Origin of the sequence: Sphingomonas piscis (assembly GCF_011300455.1) — a bacterium.
GTDB classification, from domain to species: domain Bacteria; phylum Pseudomonadota; class Alphaproteobacteria; order Sphingomonadales; family Sphingomonadaceae; genus Sphingomicrobium; species Sphingomicrobium piscis.
In genome coordinates, this window is record NZ_CP049869.1 from 1,595,246 (window position 1) to 1,612,616 (window position 17,371).

Here is a 17,371-nt window from a genome sequence, read left to right on the forward strand (position 1 = left end):
AGGGGCACATCATGTACAAAGCGTATTGGGCCGCGGGCGCGGCTTCACTGGCCGTGCTTGCGGGTGCGGCATATGCGGCGGCACCGGCCAAGGCGCCGGCGCCGATCGCCAATTACTGGATGGATGTGGCGACCACGAGCGGGTTCGGCGCGGGTATGGGCGGCGGCGGACGGCCGAGCATGGGCGCGATCATGGGCATGATGCGCGGCGGATCGTCGGTGATGCACTCGCTGGAGCTGCGGCTGGCGTCGAAGCAGAAGGCGGCCGGAACGCCGGACGCGCAGCACTTCGTGCCGCCGTCGCTGCAGATGGGGCCGACCCTGCCGCTGGTGACTCCGGTGATCGAACGGACGGCCGGGACGCCGCACACGGAAACGCCGGGAACCTACGAGAAGCCCAAGGGGCGGATGCTGATCTACTGGGGGTGCGGCGAGCATGTGTCGGCGGGGCAGCCGACGGTCATCGACTTCGCCAAGCTGGCGAGCGGTCAGATCCCCAAGGAGTATCAGAGCCTGGCCCGAATGGGCGCGATGATGGGCCGGTCGGCGACCCCGCCGCAGGTGGGGCAGTCGGCGGGCTATGGCGAATGGCCGAACAAGCGTGACAGCCGGCCGGTGCCGGCGGCAGGCTCGCTGCTCGGCGCGCACCGGATCGAGGGCAATTACTCGCCGCCGATCAGCTTCACCGTTGGCGCAGGTCAGGACTTCATGCCGGCGCTTGGCCTGCGTGAGGCCGGGGCATTGCCGTCCGGTGCGCAGACGCTGAGCTGGCAGGCGGCGCCTCAGGCCACCGGCTATGCACTGTCCATGTTCGGGTCAGGCCAGAATGGCGACGTCATCATCTGGACCTCGGCCAAGGGCGCGGCGATGAGCCCGAATTTCGATTATCTTTCGCCCGCGGAAGTGAAGCGGCAGGTGACCGCGGGGGCGGTGCTTGCGCCGAGCGTGACGCAGTGCGTGCTTCCGGCCGAAGTCGCGACGGCGTCGCCGACAGGCATGGTGATGGGCATCGGCTACGGTCCCGAGGTCTTCTTCGCCGAGGCGCCCAAGGCGCCGAAGTGGAGCACACGTCTTCGCTACAAGAGCACGGCGACCCTGATGCGCGGCATGGGCGCGATGATGGGCGGCGACGAGGGCGGCAATCCCCGTGGGCAGGCGCCCGGCCAGCCGGCGAAGAAGAAAAGGCGCGGGCTGGGCGGGCTCGGCGGCGTTCTGGGCAACCTTCCCATTCCCTGATCGCCCGTTGATCGAACGGGCGCGCCCCTTGGCGGAGGGGCGTTGCGCAAGAGCGGCACAGGCGTAAGGTCATCCGAACCCAAGTTTCGGAGTCACTGATGCGTCACCTTCGCCTGCCACTTCTTCTTGCAAGCGCCTCCGCCTTGGCAGCCTGTGCCACCACGCCGCGCAACGCTGCCGTGACAGGAGCTGGTGCGCCGGCGAACGTGGCGGCCGCCGCCAATCCCGCCGAGCCGGTGCCGCTGCCGGCCTTGGTCAGCCAGGTCACGATCCCGCATTCCAGCTTCAAGCTGGACAACGGCCTGACCGTGATCGTCCATGAAGATCGCAAGGCGCCGGTGGTGGCGGTCAGCACCTGGTACAACGTCGGGTCCAAGGATGAGCCGAAGGGCAAGACGGGCTTTGCCCACCTGTTCGAACATCTGATGTTCAATGGGTCGGACAATCTGCCGGGCGACTTTTTCGAATATCTCGAGCAGATCGGTGCGACCGATTACAACGGCACCACCTGGTTCGACCGCACCAACTATTTCGAGACGGTGCCGAAGGCGGCGCTCGAGCGGGCGCTGTTCATGGAAAGCGATCGCATGGGCTATCTGCTCGGATCGGTCACTCAAGCAAAACTGGATAACCAGCGCGGCGTCGTTCAGAACGAGAAGCGGCAGGGTGACAATCAGCCGGGCGGGCTCCTGGAATATGAAGTGCTCGGCAATCTCTTCCCGGAAGGTCACCCGTATCATCACTCCACCATCGGCTCGATGGCCGACCTCGACGCCGCGAGCCTGGCCACGGTGAAGGAGTGGTTCATCGATAAATATGGCCCCAACAATGCCGTCGTGGTCATCGCCGGCGATGTTACCGCCGCCGAAGCGAGGCCGTTGGTCGAGAAATATTTCGGGGCCATCAAGCGCGGGCCGGTCAACACGCCCGCGGCCGCGGATGTCCCGACACTGGCGGCCGAGAAGTCGATCGTGATGAAGGATCGCGTCGCCGCAACCCAGGTACAGCGGCAGTGGGCGGTCCCGGGGCTGCTTTCCAATCAGTTGGCGGCGCTGGACCTTGGCGGTGAAATCCTCGGCGGGCTTGCAAGCTCCCGGCTCGGCAAGGTTCTGGTGCGTGACGAGAAGCTGGCGGTCAGCGTGACGGCAGGGCTTCAGCCGTTCCACCGCATCGGCCTGTTCGAAATTAATGCGACGGTGAAGCCGGGCGTCGATCCCGCGCTTGTCGAGCGACGGCTGGACGAGTTGCTTGCGGACTTCATCGCCAACGGTCCGAGCGAGGACGAAGTCCGGCGCGCCGCGACCAGCGAAGTGGGAACGCGGATTCGCGGGCTGGAGTCGGTCGGCGGCTTCGGCGGCAAGGCCGTCGCTCTGGCCGAGGGTCAGGTCTATGCCGGCAATTCGAACTTCTACAAGGCGACGCTCGATCAATATGCCGCCACCGGTCCGGCCGAGATCAAGGCCGCGATGCAGCAATGGCTGACCCGGCCGGCGCTCAAGATCCGGCTCGAGCCGGGCGAGCGGCCGCCGTATGAGGAGGCGAAGGGCGCAGCGAAGACGGGCAAGAGTGCCGACATCCTGACCCCCAAGGTCAAGCGCGACGTGCCGCCGGTTGCCGCGAACGTTCCGCTCGACTTCCCCGACATTGCGCATGTGCAGCTCTCCAATGGGATCAAGGTCGCCTATGCGCAGGTGACAGCAGTTCCGGTGACGCAGGTCGCCCTGTCGTTCGACGCCGGCTATTCTGCCGACGCCCCAGAGACGCGGGGCCTTCAGAACCTGACCATGAGCCTTCTCGACGAGGGCGCGGCCGGGAAGAGCTCCCAGGAGTTGGCCGAGGAAGAGGAGCGTCTTGGCGCAGAAATTTCGGCGGGCGGAAGCGCCGATCGGAGCACCGTCTCCCTGTCTGCACTGAGCGCCAATCTGGGGCCGTCGCTGGACCTTCTTGCCGACATCGTTCAGCGGCCGACCTTCGCTCCGGCCGAGGTGGAGCGGGTGCGGACGCAGGTGCTGACGACGATCGCCCAGGAGCAGAAGGATCCGGCGGGCATCGCCAAACGCATCCTGCCGGCCGTTCTGTACGGGGAGAACCATCCCTATGCGACCACCGCGTCGGGGAGTCCGGATGCGGTCAAAGCCGCGAGCCGCGACGACCTGATCGCATTCCAGCAGCGCTGGCTGCGGCCCGACAATCTGGAAGTCTTCGTCGTATCCAGCCTGCCGCTGGCCGAGGTGCAGCAGCAGCTCGAGCAACGTTTCGGTGCCTGGGCTGCTCCCGCCGTTCCGAAGGGCGTCAAGGCATTCGACGCCAGGCCGGCACGCCCGACGGCCGAACGGATCATCCTTGTGGACCGTCCTGGATCGCCGCAATCGGTGATCCTTGCAGGTCAAGTCACGCCCGTCGATCCGCGCGGCGACATCACCGGCATTGCAAGCGCCAACGACGTCCTTGGCGGAAGCTTCCTCAGCCGCCTCAACACCAACCTGCGCGAAACCAAGGGCTGGTCCTACGGAGTGTCGGGAACGCCGCTGCTCAATGCCAAGCTGGTCCCTTATGTCGTCGACGCGCCGGTTCAGGCCGACCGAACCGGCGATGCCATTAGCGAGCTGCGCAAGGACATCCGCGCCTTCCTGTCGACCAAGGGTGTCACCCAGGAGGAGATGAGCCGGACCATCGCCAACCGGATCAACCGGCTGCCCGGCCAGTTCGAGACATCGGCGGATGTTCTGAGCGCCATGCAGACCAACGCTCTGCTTGGGCGGCCAGACAATTATTTCGAGCTGCTTGCCGACCGGTACCGGGCGAAGACCCGCGCAGGGCTGGATGCCGACCTTCGCGGCGCGCTCGATCCGAACGGCTTCGTATGGATCGTGGTCGGCGATGCGGCCACTGTTCGGCCCCAGCTCGCCAAGCTGAAGCTGCCGATCGAGGTTGCGCAGGCGCGCTAGACCGTTGCCGGTCCGGAACAGAGGCCGGGCGACAAGCGTAGACGTTGTTCCGGCACAGCGTGCCGGGACCGTTTCGTGAGGGGACTAGAGATGAACAAAGTGACGATCGCCGCCGTTGCCCTGGGCCTGGGCGCACTAGCCGCGTGCAGCAAGAGCCCGGAAGAAGCGCAGGCCGACAATATCGAGGCGAATGCCGAAGCCGCCGCCGACAATTTCGAGGAAGCGGCGGACAATGCCGCGACCGAGAATGAGGAAGATGTGCTGGAAAACACGGCCGACCAATTGCGCGAAGGTGGCGAGAATCTGGCAGAAGCCGTTCGGGACAACGCTGCCGAGTAAACGACCTCGTTGCGTTGACTCCCCGTTAACTTACCATTTACCATGCCTCCACACTCAAACGTGTGGGGGCACATGTTCAACGGATTCCTGAGGTTTCGGCCCTTGCTTTTGCTCTTGGCCTGACGATCACTCAACCGGTCGCCGCACAGACTGTCACGGTGAACTTCCGTGGCAGTATCCCCGAATTTAACGCCTTCTTCGGCTCCGGATCCGACTTCAACTTCACCCAATATCAGCGCGACTATATAGCGCGCATGAATCTCGCATCGGGCAGCACGCCTGGCGCACCATATGATTTCACATTCCGCTACGACGCATCGTCAACGCCGACGAGCGGACGCTATGCGCTCACATTGGTATCGGGCAATGCCGACGGGCTGAGCAACTTCAGTTCCTTTACGCCTTATCTGCAGTTCGCCCAGGCCGGGGCTTACACCTATCTCAACTTCGTTCTGCACCGGCAGGAGAGCTTGGGCGAGTCGACCTATGCCTTCTTCGCGCTAGGTGATAACGATGGCAGCATCTCGTCGGGCGTTCTTCCGACCGCGATTACACCGACGCAGTACGACTTCATCAATGCGTCATTCGAGGTTTACGGCCGCAATGGCGCCTACCGGAACATCGTCGATTCGCAGTCGCGCGGCCTTACCCAAGTGGTATCGGGAGTGCCTGAAGCGTCGACCTGGGCGATGATGATTGCGGGTTTTGGCGCGGTGGGCTTTGCAATGCGCCGGCGGAACCGGAGCGCTGGGGCTGCCGTGGCCGCCCGTTAAGCGGCGGTCAGCCTTGTAACGTGGCCCATCTTACGGCCGGGGCGTGGCTCGCCTTTTCCATATAAGTGAACGGACGCACCCGGCTCGGCAATCAAGTCGGGCCAGCGCAGCACGTCGTCGCCGATGAGGTTGTCCATCGTCACGCGCAAAGCGCGGCGCTCGGTGGATCCGAGCGGGAGACCGCAGATGGCGCGGATGTGCTGTTCGAACTGGGAGGTCGCGGCGCCTTCGATGGTCCAGTGACCGCTGTTGTGGACGCGCGGCGCGATCTCGTTGACGATCGGGCCGTCGGCTGTCGCGAAGAACTCGGTGGTAAGGACGCCGACATGGTTCAGGGCCTCGGCGATGGTGCGGGCGATGGCCGTCGCTGCCGCTGCCTGGTCCAGGATCGACGCGGGTGGGGGCACGCTCGACCGGCGAAGGATGCCGCCGTCGTGATGATTGTGCGGCGCGTCCCAGGAGGCTGTGTCGCCGAACTGCGATCGGGCGACGATGATCGAGAATTCGGCGTCGAAGCCGACAGCTGCTTCGGCCACCGCGGGCTGGCGGTCGATGCTGTCCCAGCCGGCAATCCCGCTGCCCGGTTCGCGCACCCAGGCCTGGCCCTTGCCGTCATAGCCGAGACGCCGGCTCTTGAGCACCAAAGGCAGGCCGAGCGCCTGCTCGGCGGCGATGACGTCCTCCTCGCTGTCGATCATCCGCCAGGCGGCGACGCGGGCGCCCTGCTTTTCAAGGAAGCTTTTTTCGACGCCGCGATCCTGCGCGATCTCCAGGGAAGCGGTGCCCGGCATCAGCTTGGCGCCGAGCGCCGCGAGCGACGCGGCGGGGAGATTTTCAAACTCGTAGGTGGCGACGTCGACCTGGTCGGCGAAGGCGCGCAGCGCCGCTTCGTCGTCATAGTTCGCACGGGTGACCGCGGCGGCGACATCGCCTGCGGGCAGGCTCGCTTCGGGCGCGAAGATGTGGGTGCGGTAGCCGAGCTGGGCGGCGGCGATGCTCAGCATTCGGCCAAGCTGGCCGCCGCCAATGATGCCGATGGTGCCGCCCGGATCGATCATTCGGGCTGTTCGGCCACGGAGCGGGTTTGCTCGTCGCGGAAGGCGTCGAGGCGGGCTGCGAGCGCTTCATCGGCGGTGGCGAGGATGGCGGCGGCGAGGAGGCCGGCATTGGCGGCACCGGCCTTGCCGATCGCCAGCGTGCCGACCGGAATGCCGGCGGGCATCTGGGCGATCGACAGCAGGCTGTCCATGCCCTTGAGCGCCTGGCTTTCGACCGGAACGCCGAGCACGGGCAGGCTGGTCATGGACGCGGCCATGCCCGGCAGGTGGGCGGCACCCCCGGCGCCGGCGACGATCACCTTGAGACCACGCTCCTTGGCGGAGCGCGCATAATCGTAGAGCCGTTCGGGGGTCCGATGCGCGGAGACGACGCGCGTTTCATGAGGCACGCCAAGCTTGTCGAGCATGTCGGCGGCGTGGCGCATCGTCTCCCAATCGGAGCGGCTGCCCATGATGATCCCGACCAACGGCGCGCCCGACATGCCTGTATCTGCCCCTGCATTACCTCAAGAGCGCGTCCGTTTAGGTCCCGTTGCTTATGTTCGCAACGGCGGTAACCATGTCTGGATATTTTCAAGCAAGCGAATCGCGGTAAATCTCGGCTCGGGAGATAGTAGCGTAGATGAGCGAACAGGGATCAGATTCGCTAGCGAGCGGTTCCGGCATGATGGCCGAGGTGGAACGGTTGCGCGCCCAAGTTGCGCAGCTGGAGGAGCGCGTCGCGCACCTCGACCGGATGGCGCACGAGGATGTGCTGGTGCCGCTGCCTAACCGCCGTGGCTTCATGCGGCACCTCGGCCGGCTGATCGACCGGGTGCGGCGCTATGAGGACAGCGCCGCTTTGTTGTTCGTCGACATCGATGGGCTGAAATTGATCAACGACAGCTTCGGCCATCAGGTCGGGGACGAGGCGCTGATCAAGGTGTCCGAATTGCTTCAGGACGGAGTGCGCGGCAGCGACTGCGTGGCGCGCATTGGCGGCGATGAGTTTGCAGTGCTGCTCGAGCATGCCGATGAAGCAGCGGCGCGCGAAACGGCCGACCGGCTGGCCGACATGGTCGCCACCTGCGAGTTCCGGCGCGGCGGCAAGGCGTTACCGCTGAGCATTGCCATCGGGGTGGCGGTGATCGACGGCGACGAGGATGCCGAGGCGGTGATCGCCCGCGCAGACGCCGAAATGTACGAGGCTAAAGAAGCGGCCTAAGCGCGCTCGGACAGATAATAGCGGTCCTTGACGGACAGGTCGTCGCCGAGCTCGTAGACGATCGGCTGTCCGGTCGGGATTTCCAGCCCGACAATCTCGTCATCGCCAATGTTGGAGAGGTGCTTCTCCAACGCACGCAGCGAGTTGCCGTGGGCGGCGACGATCACGCGCTTGCCGGCCTTCAGCGCCGGCGCGATCTCCGCCTGAAAATAGGGAAGCGCGCGGGCGATCGTGTCCTTGAGGCTTTCGGTATTCGGGACCGGCAAGCCGGCGTAGCGGCGATCCTGCGCGACATCGAACTGGCTTCCGCTTTCGAGCGGTGGGGGCGGGATGTCGAACGAGCGCCGCCAGATCTTGACCTGTTCGGCCCCGACCTTGTCGATCATCTCCTGCTTGTTGAGGCCGGTCAGCCCGCCATAGTGGCGCTCGTTGAGGCGCCAGTCCTTGGTGACGGGAAGCCACAGCCGGCCCATCTCCTCCAGAACCAGGTTGAGCGTGCGGATTGCGCGGCTTTGGAGCGAGGTGAAGCAGCAATCGAAGTCGAGGCCCCTGGTCGTGAGCAGCCGGCCGGCGGCGCGCGCTTCCTCCACGCCGAGATCGGTAAGGTCGACGTCCCACCAGCCAGTGAAGCGATTCTCAAGGTTCCACTGCGACTGGCCGTGGCGGAGCAGGACAAGCGTGGGCATCAGCGGCCTTCCTTCAGCTGAGGCAAGATGGCGTGCAGCGCGTCGATGCAGGCGCGCGCGAGGTGGCGGGACCGCTCCGGCGACCAGCCGTAGACGGGGTCGGGCAGGTCGACATTGTCCTTGAACGGCATTTCGAGCGTCATCGACACGCAGCCGTAGCGTTCGGCGAGCTGGGTGGTGGACATGGACATGTTCGCCTCGCCCGGTGCGGCGACCTCATAGCCCTGCGCTGTCTGGAAGTCGGGCGAGATGCGCTCCAGCGCGTCGCTGAACTCCTTGAACAGGACGGTCTGGCGGTCCGTCAGCGAGGGAATGCCTTCAAACCCTGCAAGGAAGTTGGCGGGGATCGCCTCGTCGCCGTGGACGTCCATCGCGAAGTCGACGCCTGTTTCGTCCATCGCATCGCGGACGCACAGCACTTCGGGGCTGCGTTCCGCCGACGGCGCATGCCATTCGCGGTTGAGGTTCACGCCGACGGCATTGGTGCGCAGGTGCCCACGGCGGGAGCCGTCCGGGTTCATGTTGGGAATGACGTGGAAGGTGCATTCGCGGCGAAGCACACGGGTGACGGGATCGTCCTCGTCCGTCAGCTTTTCGAGCGCGCCTTCCATCCACCATTCGGCCATGGACTCGCCCGGATGCTGACGGGCGTAGAGCCAGACCTGCAGCGGTCCCTCGCCGAACTCCAGACAGTCCATTTCCTGGCCGTCCAGCGTCTGCCCGAGCGAGCGGTAGCGGACACCCTCCAGCGACGCGACCGAGGTAACCAGGTCGTTGTGCCGCTCCATCGAAAAAGGTGCGAAATATGCGACCCAGACGAGGTCGGTCGGCGGTGTTAGACGAATGGTGAGCACGCCGTCCGCATAGCTCGTCTGCTCCACCCGAACCCATTGCTCCCGGTCGTAGGAGATGCAGGCGCGGTAGTCGGGCCAGCCGTTCGGGTAGGCCGAGCCCGCGCTATTCGTGATGCGCAGAGTCAATGCCTTCCCGGCGGCGCCGGACAGCCGGAAATAGAACCACTGGTAGAAGTCCGAATCCTTGTCCTGCACGATCTCGAGATCGGCGCCGTCCTCACGAAGGGCAGTGACGCGGATGTTGCCGGCGTCAAACGAACTGGAGATGCTGATGGGCATTCAAAAACCTTGCTACGCTGCCTTACGGTTGCGGGCCTGATAGTCGTGCGGTGCGGGACTGCAAACCCCGTCGGAGGCAGCGGGCGAAAGGCGCACTGGCAATCGCGTGCGTCCTTGATTAGCGGAGCTGCCGACAGCCAGTTCAGGAGAGATTATGACTGACAAGCCCCCCGTCCTTGTTACCGGCGGCGCCGGTTATATCGGCAGCCATGCGGTGCTTGCGCTCAAGGACGCCGGTTGGTCCGTGTCCGTCATCGACAATCTGTCCAACGGCAGCCGCGATGTCGTGCCCGAAGGCGTTGCCTTCTACGAAGGCGACATTGCCGACCGCGCGCTGGTCCGGCGAATATTCCAGGAGCAGGGCATAAAGGCGATCATGCATTTCGCCGGGTCGATTGTCGTTCCGGAATCGGTCGAAAAGCCGCTGGAATATTACCGCAACAACACGGTCGCGACCCACGCGCTGATCAGCGAGGCGGTGGAGAACGGCCTGGAGCACATCCTCTTCTCGTCGACAGCCGCAACCTACGGCGCGCCCGAGCGGGTACCGATCGAGGAGGACGATCCCCAATTGCCGATCAATCCCTACGGCCAGTCGAAGCTGATGACCGAGCATATGCTTCGCGATGCATCGGCGGCGCTGCCGTTCAACTATGGCGCGCTTCGCTACTTCAATGTCGCCGGCGCCGACCCGGAGGGCCGATCGGGCCAGATCGGTAAGGGGTCGACCCACCTGATCAAGGTCGCGGTCGAAGCAGCCGTGGGCAAGCGTCCGCACGTCTCCGTGTTCGGCACCGATTATCCGACGCCGGACGGCACCTGCATCCGCGACTATGTCCACGTCAGCGACCTTGCCGACGCCCATGTGGTCGCACTGGAATATCTGATCGCAAACCCGGAGACCAACCTGACCGCCAATTGCGGCTATGGCCAAGGCTTGTCGGTGCTGCAGGTGCTGGACGCGGTCGACAAGGTCAATGGCACGCCGCTGAAGCGCGACATGGGACCGCGCCGCGCCGGCGATCCGCCTTTGCTCGTCTCCTCCAACCGCCGTCTCGTCGAAACGGTCAACTGGACTCCCCGCTTTGCCGATATCGAGACGATCGTGACCCATGCGCTCGCATGGGAGAGGAAACTCCAGACACGGAACCGGCCTTTCGAATGAAGCTTAGAAACATCCTGCTTGGCGCTTGTGCAGCAAGCCTGATCGCTGCTGCGCCGCCGGCGGTCGACCCGGCTGCCGTCAACCGCATTCGCGGTCATGTGCAATTCCTCGCCAGCGACGAGCTGGAAGGACGTGATACGGGCAGCGCCGCCTACCGCGTCGCGGCCCAATATGTCGCAAGCCAGTTCCAGGCGGTCGGTCTGCAACCGGGCGGAGCGAACGGCAGCTGGTTCCTGGATGTGCCGTTTCGCCGAGCGACCCATGCGGCCCCGCCGAAACTCACGCTTGTGCAGGGCGGCAGGCGCACCCCCTGAATGTCGGGGTGGACGCCAACATTCGCCCAAGCGTTCGTCAGGCAAAGCGTAATGCGGAGGCGCAGCTGGTGTTCGCCGGCCGCGGAATCACCGATTCTGCGCTGGGCATCAACGATTATGCGGGCCTCGATGCCCGAGGAAAGATCGTGGTGGTCCTGGCCGGCGCGCCCAAGGGGCTCGCCTCCGACGTTGCATCCCATTTGCGCGGCTCAAAGGAAGAGGCCGCTCTGAATGCCGGCGCGATCGGCCTGATCGAGCTGCCCGTCCCGGGCACTCAGTCTTCGCGGCCACTGCGGCTCACCGCCAAGGCGCCACGCGTCGACCTCGTTCCGAAGCCGGGCAGCCGAGCCTATCGCCGCGTAGACCTGGAACTGGCGGTATCGAAGGCGATCGGCGCGCGGCTGTTCGCCGGTTCCGGCCACAGCGTCGATGAACTGACGAAGCTTGCCCAGAAGGGTGAGCGGCTCCCGACGTTCAATCTGACCGGCAGCCTGGCGATCGAGGCGGAGAGCAAGTGGGAAGATTTCTCCAGCCCGCAGGTGATCGGAAAATTGGCTGGTGCCGACCAACGGCTGTCTGCCGAGCATATCGTGCTGATGGGCCACCTCGACCACATCGGCATCGAGGCGGACCCCAAGCCGGGTCAGGACCGGATCAACAATGGCGCCCTGGACAATGCGTCGGGTATCGCCACGATGCTTGAAGCCGCGCGTCACTTCACGACCTCCGGAACGCCGCCGAAGCGCTCGCTCATGTTCGTCGCCAACACGGGCGAGGAAAAGGGGCTGCTCGGCGCCGATTATTTCTCCGAAAATCCGACGGTGCCGGCGAGCAGCATCGTGGGCCTGGTCAACCTCGACATGCCGTTGCTGTTATACCCGTTCAGCGACGTGATTGCGTTTGGGGCCGAACATTCCACCATTGCCAGCATCGCCGCGACCGCGGCCGCGTCCATGAACGTGAAGATCGCGCCCGACCCGATGCCGGGCGAAGGGCTGTTCGTCCGGTCCGACCATTATCGTTTCGTCGAGCGTGGAGTCCCGTCCATCTTCCTGATGACGGGCTATGCCAGCGGCGGCGAGGCGCAGTGGAAGAAGTTCCTGTCGACCAACTACCACAAGCCGAGCGACGATCTGAAGCAGGGCATCGACTGGATCGCGGCGGCGCGGTTCGCGGATCTGAACTACCGAATCGCCCGCGCGCTGGCGGACGCACCGCAGCGCCCGCTGTGGTATTCGGGCAGCTACTTCGGCAATCGCTTCGCACCAACGCAGCCCAAGGCGCCTCGCTGAGCGGACAATCTTGACTAGGGCGCTCTCCACCTCTAGGGGAGCGCCTCGGTTTTCACCTCGGTGAAGACAATCCAGACAATCGATCACGAGACAACGAGCAGGCGCCCGGCCATGAAGATTCGCAATTCCCTGAAGTCGCTTAAGGCGCGTCATCGTGACTGCCGCGTGATCCGCCGCCGCGGCCGCACCTACGTCATTAACAAGACGAATCGCCGCTTTAAGGCTCGCCAGGGCTAGTACTTAAAGCAGGTCGTCTGACCTGCTCTCTTTCGAGCGTACCAAATGGCAGTGCTTGGCACGCCTAAATGCGTCAGACGCGTCGAACCTGACGGCGAGTAAACGCACGATGTCGACGTCTCGCCAGATCCTTGATCCATTGGCGAGGATGAGGGCGCAATCCGCTAAGATCGCTGAAGTTAAGGTCGTATGCGGGCCTTCCAGCACCGCTATTCAACGGGCGTGCTGAAAGCACATATTAACTTGTCCACGACAGCGTGCCTGCATGACAACCGTTCGTGCACATTTGGAAACATTGGCAACCGCCATCAATCGACGTGGAAGTCTCAGGAAGCAACTTCGTCTCTTAACCGACGGAGCAACCGAGGACGGCGTCGAAGAAGTTTTAATCCTCAACATTTCCAGGACGGGGATGCTCATTGAAGTCGAAGGTGAGCTGACGGCTGGTGACACGATCGAAGTTGCGATTCCTGAAGCGGACGGCGCTCGCGCTATCGTGCAGTGGACAGACGGCAAGCTGTTCGGCTGCAAGTTCGACAAGCCTATTCCTTTGTCAGCTGTCAGCGCTGCATTGTTGCGAGCTGAACCTTCTTCCCAAGTAGAGGCGGCATTAAGTTGGGATTACGAGAAGGCACCTACTGGAAGCACACTGAGATGGGCGATGGGCATCTCGCTCGCGGGTTGGCTAACTTTAGGCGGCCTCGTCATGCTTCTTGCTGGCTAAGCTTTGCTATTTAACGAAGCTAACCCGCATATCTGCGCCGGCTCGGCTCAGCGCGGACGCAGAATTCGTCGACCTTTGAGGCTGGAAGGGCGGCTGCGTAAAAGAAGCCTTGTGCAAAGTCGCACTTCTTGGCCCTCAGTCGAGCTACTTGCTCGAGCGTCTCAACTCCTTCCGCAACCACCTTCATGCCCAAGCTGTGCCCAAGGCTAATGACAGCTTGGATGATCGCATCGTCCTGACTAGACGAGAGCATTCGTTGCACAAACGACCGGTCGACCTTGAGAACCTTCACGGGGTACTGGGCGAGGTGGAGCAGCGAGGCATAACCCGTTCCGAAGTCGTCCAATGCGATACCCACGCCGGCTTGATTTAATGCTGTAAGCGCAGTCTCAACATAGCGGCTGCCTCGACCTAGGAACACTGTCTCGGTGACCTCTACCTGCAGCTTAGACGGAGGAACGTCTGCTCGGCTAAGTCGCTCAAGTAGCCGGTCCGCGAAGTCGCCAGTACGGAACTGCGCAGGTGACGCGTTGATTGCCACGTGGTTGAACGGGGTGCCGTGATCCAACCAGTCGCGCATATCGTTCACGACGCGGCCGATCATCTGCTCACTTAATTGCGCTGCGAGAAGCGGATCATCAAACGCCGCGGAAATCTGATCAGGTAGCTCAAGCCGACCACCTGGACCTTCCCAACGTAGAAGTGCTTCGAAGCCGGTTATTGCTCCCGACCCAAGATCTACCTGAGGCTGATAATGAGGAATGATACCACCTCGCTCAATGGCTGAGCCAGCGAGGGCAAGCATTGAGCTTCTGACCTGTAGTTCGTTCAGCATACTGTTCGAAAACAGCTTCAGATTTCCCCGACCAGCAGCTTTCGCTGCGTATAGCGCAATGTCGGCATTTTTGAGGAGTTCCGTCCAAGTTTTGCCGTGCGGACCAAAGATGCTGGCCCCAACACTTACCGATGCAGCAAGCAGTCCCAAGTCATTCTCGATTGGGGCCGAGAGAGCCTCGATGATACGCTTGCCAAGCGCACCAAGGTCTTGGGTTCCTCCGTCGTCAACAAGGATGGCGAACTCATCGCCGCCAAGCCTTCCGACTGTGCCATCGCCACCAATCACCGCACTAAAGCGACGTGCAAACTCCTTCAAAAGAGCATCGCCGGCTGAATGCCCTAGCGTGTCATTGATCCGCTTGAAGTCATCAACGTCCAGCAGAAGGACAGCAAAGGTTTTATCACCTGCGGCGATCTTGGCTCTTACGAGCTCTTCCAAAAGGACGCGATTAGGTAAACCTGTTAGTGCGTCATGATTGGCCATCCAGCGAGTTCTCGCCTCGGCACTTTTGGCGTCGGAGATGTCCCAGATGAACCCTTCTAAAAATTTAGCTTCGCCATTGTCATAGTGCGCTCGTCCGCGTTCCTGTACCCAACGTTCGGATCCATCTGCGGAGCTTAGGCGGTAGGAGACATCAAATGAGCGTTGCTCATGAACGGCCCGATCAACTTCGGCCGCGACGGCTTTTAAATCGTCTGGGTGCATAATGTCTGCCCAGCCGATCCGGCCAGAGATGAAGTCCGTCACTGAGTAGCCAGTTAAAGCCTGCACACCTTGGCTTACGTAGGTCATTGGCCATGGGTCAGCGAGCGCACAGCGGTAAGCTACGCCAGGAAGATGATTAACTAAGGTGCTGAGCTGCCGCTCGCTCTCAACAATTCGGGCCTGAGCCTCCTTCTCCGCGGTGAAGTCAGTGACAATGCCCACTAAATACCGCGCTGCGCTGCCTTCATAAACGGTCGGTCGACCGCAAGCCTTGACCCAACGAAGTACTCCGTCCGCTCGCAGGATCCGCACGGCGAGCGGTTCGGCGCCTAGCCCTTGAGCTGCTCGCTTGAGACGGGCCTGTGCGACAGGTTGGTCATCGGGGTGGATAGGAAGCGTACAGGGTGTCGTCTGTGGAGCGGTGGTGCCGTTGATTATACGAGACGCGACGCTGTCCCAAGTGGCAAGACCTGTGTGCAGATCCAAACGCCACGCCCCAACATCGGCGGCGTCCAAAACGCCGGAAAGTTGACCGCGGATGTGCTGCCAACAAGCATCTTCATTGCTTATGAATACTTCGTTCAAAACACACCACCCCAAAGTTCATCCTAGAGCCGCGGTCTTAACGGGTGCTTGCAATTTGCCGCCAAAATGGTTGCGATAGCGTCGGTCAGTAGCAACAGGCTTATCGAGCAAGCTAGCTGGGCTTACCAATTGAAGGGATGCAAAGCAGTAAGCTTCTGTGCGTTGACCTTTAGCGGACCTTTACAGAGCTCTCGCCTTCAAGGCTTTCGCCGGAAGGCCCAGACTAGTGCAGATAAGCTCGTCAGCAGCGCTGACAGTCCAGCAAGGAATGGCGGATCAAGAACGAGCATAAGAACGACTCCTTCAGGCATCGGTTCTCATAATGTTCCGTGTGTAGGAAAGCTCTTTTTCCATTTGAGACTGTTGTCTAAGACGTTCGCCTTTCCCTGGCCGACGCTTAGCAAGCGCGCACTTTATTTATTACTCGCGAACTCTAGCTACTTCCGCCTTGCCGCAGGCGTGTTCAGGTGAGAAGGCCGTGTCGCCCAGTGGAGCCCACGACCCTACAATGGTAACCGCCAACCCTTCCCTGTCTGGCATTTCGCGCTTGGTTCCTGTCTTGGCCGCCTCGTAAACCGGCCGCTCTTAACGTTGAAGACGCACGTAATTGATCGCTCGCGAACCTTCGTACAACGTCTACAAAGGGCCGGAATTGGAACTATGCTTTGCCTGCCCAAGCAGAGCGCCACGATCAAACTACTCGCATCAACGCGTTGGAATGCAGATGCTGGATGTATGCATCTAGTTGCGCCACTCCGTTGGAAGTAAGCGCCACGAGATCACCTTCGGACTGTTCAACTAGGCCAGCGTCGATGAGAGCGCTCAGCCATCTCCTCGCCGAAGATTCTTGCACATCTGACGATCTAACGACGTCCGCGACGGTCGTCGGCCGAGCGGCCAAATATTCCCGGAACATAGCTAGGAGTATGTCCCAAGCAGGCTCTGCGAACAGGTTTGATGCGAAGAATAACGGACGAGCGCGGCGTGCTTCATACGCTTGGCAAACGAGCCGGTACTTGCCGATGCTATTAAGACCTGTCTTCGGTATGCTCGAGATCTGCAGGCTCTTGGCTATACGATGGATCGCCTCATCGGCCTCGCGCTTCAGAATGGACAGAAGGTCATCCGAACCTTCGTTGCTATTCGCGGGCTTTTCAGGTCCTGAACTCAGATCGGCCATGGCTCGGCCCTTTGTTATCGTTCGGCCGCCAAACGGCAGCTGCCCACTCCAAAATGTCTACCGCTCAAACGATCAACATTTAATGCAGGTCAGTGTTCCTGCTGAACCCAGACGGGGCCCAGCTGGCCTTTGCAAGCACATCTGTAAGCCTGTTAATGGCAAGGTCGAGATGAGCCCCTACGTCAGCCGCATTCCCACTTTCATCCAGTAACTCAAGGGCGACCTGCATATGACTGAGCGCGCCTTTCAGCTTCTGTAAAACGTCATCCATGTAAACACCCGAGCAGTGCAGCGCATTCGGCACGCTGCGAACGCCAAACGAAATAGTCCGACAAATGGTCCATTACGGAAGCCGTGGGAGCGAGCATCACGGAGTTGTTCGGCGCTTCGTTGCCGTGGGTGCAAGCACGTCAATCGAGTGACCGGCTCGCAGTTCCAGAGGATGTTCAGCCATGACTACGGAGCAGGGGATGCCGCCAAGATGCTCCGCTGCTCACAATGTGGTCACAAGGGCGCGGAGATTGCTCCCATGGCGGGAGACGGCTAGCGGAGTCTTGCTTTGGCCACAAACTATGGAGCTAAATATTTGGATGACATCGAGGCCGATGTGAGGCGCACCGTCGCTACTCACGTTGCAAATCTGATCAGTCAGCTTGAGCGGATCGGCCTCAGACGCGACCTGATCCTAGACGGACTGGAACAGGGTGTTCGCGAGATGCGAGAACAAACACGGCGCGAGATTAGCTGAGTCGCTGACCCGTTAACCTGGGCCCTGATTCTGCCTACGGTACTCTTTGTAAGTTGGTAATTCTTCGAAGGGAGGGCGGAGACCACTCGCTTCGTAGTGGAAGCGAGGCATTAAGGCTTGGAAGGTCTTGATGCTGCCCCAGTCCATGAAGACAACCTCGCCAGCCTCTTCATCTAAGTCTTTGTACAAGCCCCTCGTAGTCATCGC

The 17,371-nt window shown here is 62.2% G+C and carries 16 protein-coding genes; 10 read left to right on the forward strand and 6 right to left on the reverse strand.

Going from position 1 to position 17,371, the window contains the following annotated elements; all coding sequences use genetic code 11:
- Positions 1 to 11 precede the first annotated feature (11 nt).
- The 4 genes from G7077_RS07965 (at position 12) to G7077_RS07980 (ending at position 5,295) form a co-directional block, all read left to right on the forward strand.
- Complete coding sequence (locus G7077_RS07965; RefSeq protein WP_166411232.1) at positions 12 to 1,235, forward strand: hypothetical protein; 1,224 nt, start codon at positions 12 to 14, stop codon at positions 1,233 to 1,235.
- 98 nt (positions 1,236 to 1,333) lie between these two features.
- On the forward strand, positions 1,334 to 4,183 hold the full coding sequence (locus tag G7077_RS07970; protein WP_166411233.1) for a M16 family metallopeptidase: 2,850 nt from the start codon (positions 1,334 to 1,336) through the stop codon (positions 4,181 to 4,183).
- A 90-nt stretch (positions 4,184 to 4,273) separates the two neighbouring features.
- Complete coding sequence (locus G7077_RS07975) at positions 4,274 to 4,522, forward strand: hypothetical protein (RefSeq protein WP_166411234.1); 249 nt, start codon at positions 4,274 to 4,276, stop codon at positions 4,520 to 4,522.
- Positions 4,523 to 4,680: 158 nt separating this feature from the next.
- On the forward strand, positions 4,681 to 5,295 hold the full coding sequence (locus tag G7077_RS07980) for a PEPxxWA-CTERM sorting domain-containing protein (protein ID WP_246167111.1): 615 nt from the start codon (positions 4,681 to 4,683) through the stop codon (positions 5,293 to 5,295).
- On the opposite strand, the gene G7077_RS07985 is transcribed toward G7077_RS07980, so the two are convergent.
- Positions 5,292 to 6,353, reverse strand: a complete 1,062-nt coding sequence (locus G7077_RS07985) for a 5-(carboxyamino)imidazole ribonucleotide synthase (protein WP_166411235.1) — start codon at positions 6,351 to 6,353, stop codon at positions 5,292 to 5,294. The genes G7077_RS07980 and G7077_RS07985 overlap by 4 nt on opposite strands.
- Positions 6,350 to 6,835, reverse strand: coding sequence for a 5-(carboxyamino)imidazole ribonucleotide mutase (purE, locus tag G7077_RS07990; protein ID WP_166411236.1), 486 nt, complete (start codon positions 6,833 to 6,835; stop codon positions 6,350 to 6,352). Before purE ends, G7077_RS07985 begins: the two co-directional genes overlap by 4 nt.
- 140 nt (positions 6,836 to 6,975) lie before the next feature.
- On the opposite strand from purE, the gene G7077_RS07995 reads away from it, so the two are divergent.
- On the forward strand, positions 6,976 to 7,557 hold the full coding sequence (locus G7077_RS07995; protein WP_166411237.1) for a GGDEF domain-containing protein: 582 nt from the start codon (positions 6,976 to 6,978) through the stop codon (positions 7,555 to 7,557).
- Here G7077_RS07995 and gpmA read toward each other — a convergent pair.
- The gene (gpmA, locus tag G7077_RS08000; protein ID WP_166411238.1) at positions 7,554 to 8,243 is read right to left on the reverse strand and encodes a 2,3-diphosphoglycerate-dependent phosphoglycerate mutase; all 690 of its coding nucleotides are present in this window, start codon (positions 8,241 to 8,243) and stop codon (positions 7,554 to 7,556) included. The genes G7077_RS07995 and gpmA overlap by 4 nt on opposite strands.
- Complete coding sequence (locus G7077_RS08005; protein WP_166411239.1) at positions 8,243 to 9,376, reverse strand: M14 family metallopeptidase; 1,134 nt, start codon at positions 9,374 to 9,376, stop codon at positions 8,243 to 8,245. Before G7077_RS08005 ends, gpmA begins: the two co-directional genes overlap by 1 nt.
- Before the next feature lie 154 nt (positions 9,377 to 9,530).
- Between G7077_RS08005 and galE the strand changes: the two genes are divergently transcribed.
- The 5 genes from galE (at position 9,531) to G7077_RS08025 (ending at position 13,108) form a co-directional block, all read left to right on the forward strand.
- Positions 9,531 to 10,541 carry a UDP-glucose 4-epimerase GalE gene (gene galE, locus G7077_RS08010; RefSeq protein ID WP_166411240.1) on the forward strand — a complete coding sequence of 337 codons (1,011 nt, stop codon included), beginning with the start codon at positions 9,531 to 9,533 and terminating at the stop codon, positions 10,539 to 10,541.
- Positions 10,538 to 10,855 (forward strand): hypothetical protein, encoded by a 318-nt coding sequence (locus G7077_RS14145; protein WP_246167112.1) that lies wholly within the window; start codon positions 10,538 to 10,540, stop codon positions 10,853 to 10,855. Before galE ends, G7077_RS14145 begins: the two co-directional genes overlap by 4 nt.
- Before the next feature lie 8 nt (positions 10,856 to 10,863).
- Positions 10,864 to 12,147, forward strand: a complete 1,284-nt coding sequence (locus G7077_RS08015) for a M20/M25/M40 family metallo-hydrolase (RefSeq protein WP_246167113.1) — start codon at positions 10,864 to 10,866, stop codon at positions 12,145 to 12,147.
- A 111-nt stretch (positions 12,148 to 12,258) separates the two neighbouring features.
- Complete coding sequence (gene ykgO / locus G7077_RS08020) at positions 12,259 to 12,384, forward strand: type B 50S ribosomal protein L36 (RefSeq protein ID WP_118857849.1); 126 nt, start codon at positions 12,259 to 12,261, stop codon at positions 12,382 to 12,384.
- Between the two features lie 265 nt (positions 12,385 to 12,649).
- Positions 12,650 to 13,108 (forward strand): PilZ domain-containing protein, encoded by a 459-nt coding sequence (locus G7077_RS08025; RefSeq protein ID WP_166411241.1) that lies wholly within the window; start codon positions 12,650 to 12,652, stop codon positions 13,106 to 13,108.
- 19 nt (positions 13,109 to 13,127) lie between these two features.
- Here the strand turns inward: G7077_RS08025 and G7077_RS08030 are convergent, their stop codons facing one another.
- Both G7077_RS08030 and G7077_RS08035 read right to left on the reverse strand, forming a co-directional pair.
- Positions 13,128 to 15,236, reverse strand: a complete 2,109-nt coding sequence (locus G7077_RS08030) for a putative bifunctional diguanylate cyclase/phosphodiesterase (RefSeq protein ID WP_166411242.1) — start codon at positions 15,234 to 15,236, stop codon at positions 13,128 to 13,130.
- Between the two features lie 691 nt (positions 15,237 to 15,927).
- The gene (locus G7077_RS08035; protein ID WP_166411243.1) at positions 15,928 to 16,416 is read right to left on the reverse strand and encodes a helix-turn-helix domain-containing protein; all 489 of its coding nucleotides are present in this window, start codon (positions 16,414 to 16,416) and stop codon (positions 15,928 to 15,930) included.
- Positions 16,417 to 17,371 lie beyond the last annotated feature (955 nt).

Bases quoted from the DNA above. Each gene is read 5' to 3' on its own strand.
- G7077_RS08035 (WP_166411243.1), bottom strand. From the start codon at position 16,416: ATGGCCGATCTGAGTTCAGGACCTGAAAAGCCCGCGAATAGCAACGAA.
- G7077_RS07970 (WP_166411233.1), top strand. From the start codon at position 1,334: ATGCGTCACCTTCGCCTGCCACTTCTTCTTGCAAGCGCCTCCGCCTTG.
- G7077_RS08005 (WP_166411239.1), bottom strand. From the start codon at position 9,376: ATGCCCATCAGCATCTCCAGTTCGTTTGACGCCGGCAACATCCGCGTC.
- G7077_RS07965 (WP_166411232.1), top strand. From the start codon at position 12: ATGTACAAAGCGTATTGGGCCGCGGGCGCGGCTTCACTGGCCGTGCTT.
- galE (WP_166411240.1), top strand. From the start codon at position 9,531: ATGACTGACAAGCCCCCCGTCCTTGTTACCGGCGGCGCCGGTTATATC.
- G7077_RS14145 (WP_246167112.1), top strand. From the start codon at position 10,538: ATGAAGCTTAGAAACATCCTGCTTGGCGCTTGTGCAGCAAGCCTGATC.
- purE (WP_166411236.1), bottom strand. From the start codon at position 6,835: ATGTCGGGCGCGCCGTTGGTCGGGATCATCATGGGCAGCCGCTCCGAT.
- G7077_RS07985 (WP_166411235.1), bottom strand. From the start codon at position 6,353: ATGATCGATCCGGGCGGCACCATCGGCATCATTGGCGGCGGCCAGCTT.
- G7077_RS08025 (WP_166411241.1), top strand. From the start codon at position 12,650: ATGACAACCGTTCGTGCACATTTGGAAACATTGGCAACCGCCATCAAT.
- gpmA (WP_166411238.1), bottom strand. From the start codon at position 8,243: ATGCCCACGCTTGTCCTGCTCCGCCACGGCCAGTCGCAGTGGAACCTT.
- G7077_RS07975 (WP_166411234.1), top strand. From the start codon at position 4,274: ATGAACAAAGTGACGATCGCCGCCGTTGCCCTGGGCCTGGGCGCACTA.
- G7077_RS07995 (WP_166411237.1), top strand. From the start codon at position 6,976: ATGAGCGAACAGGGATCAGATTCGCTAGCGAGCGGTTCCGGCATGATG.
- ykgO (WP_118857849.1), top strand. From the start codon at position 12,259: ATGAAGATTCGCAATTCCCTGAAGTCGCTTAAGGCGCGTCATCGTGAC.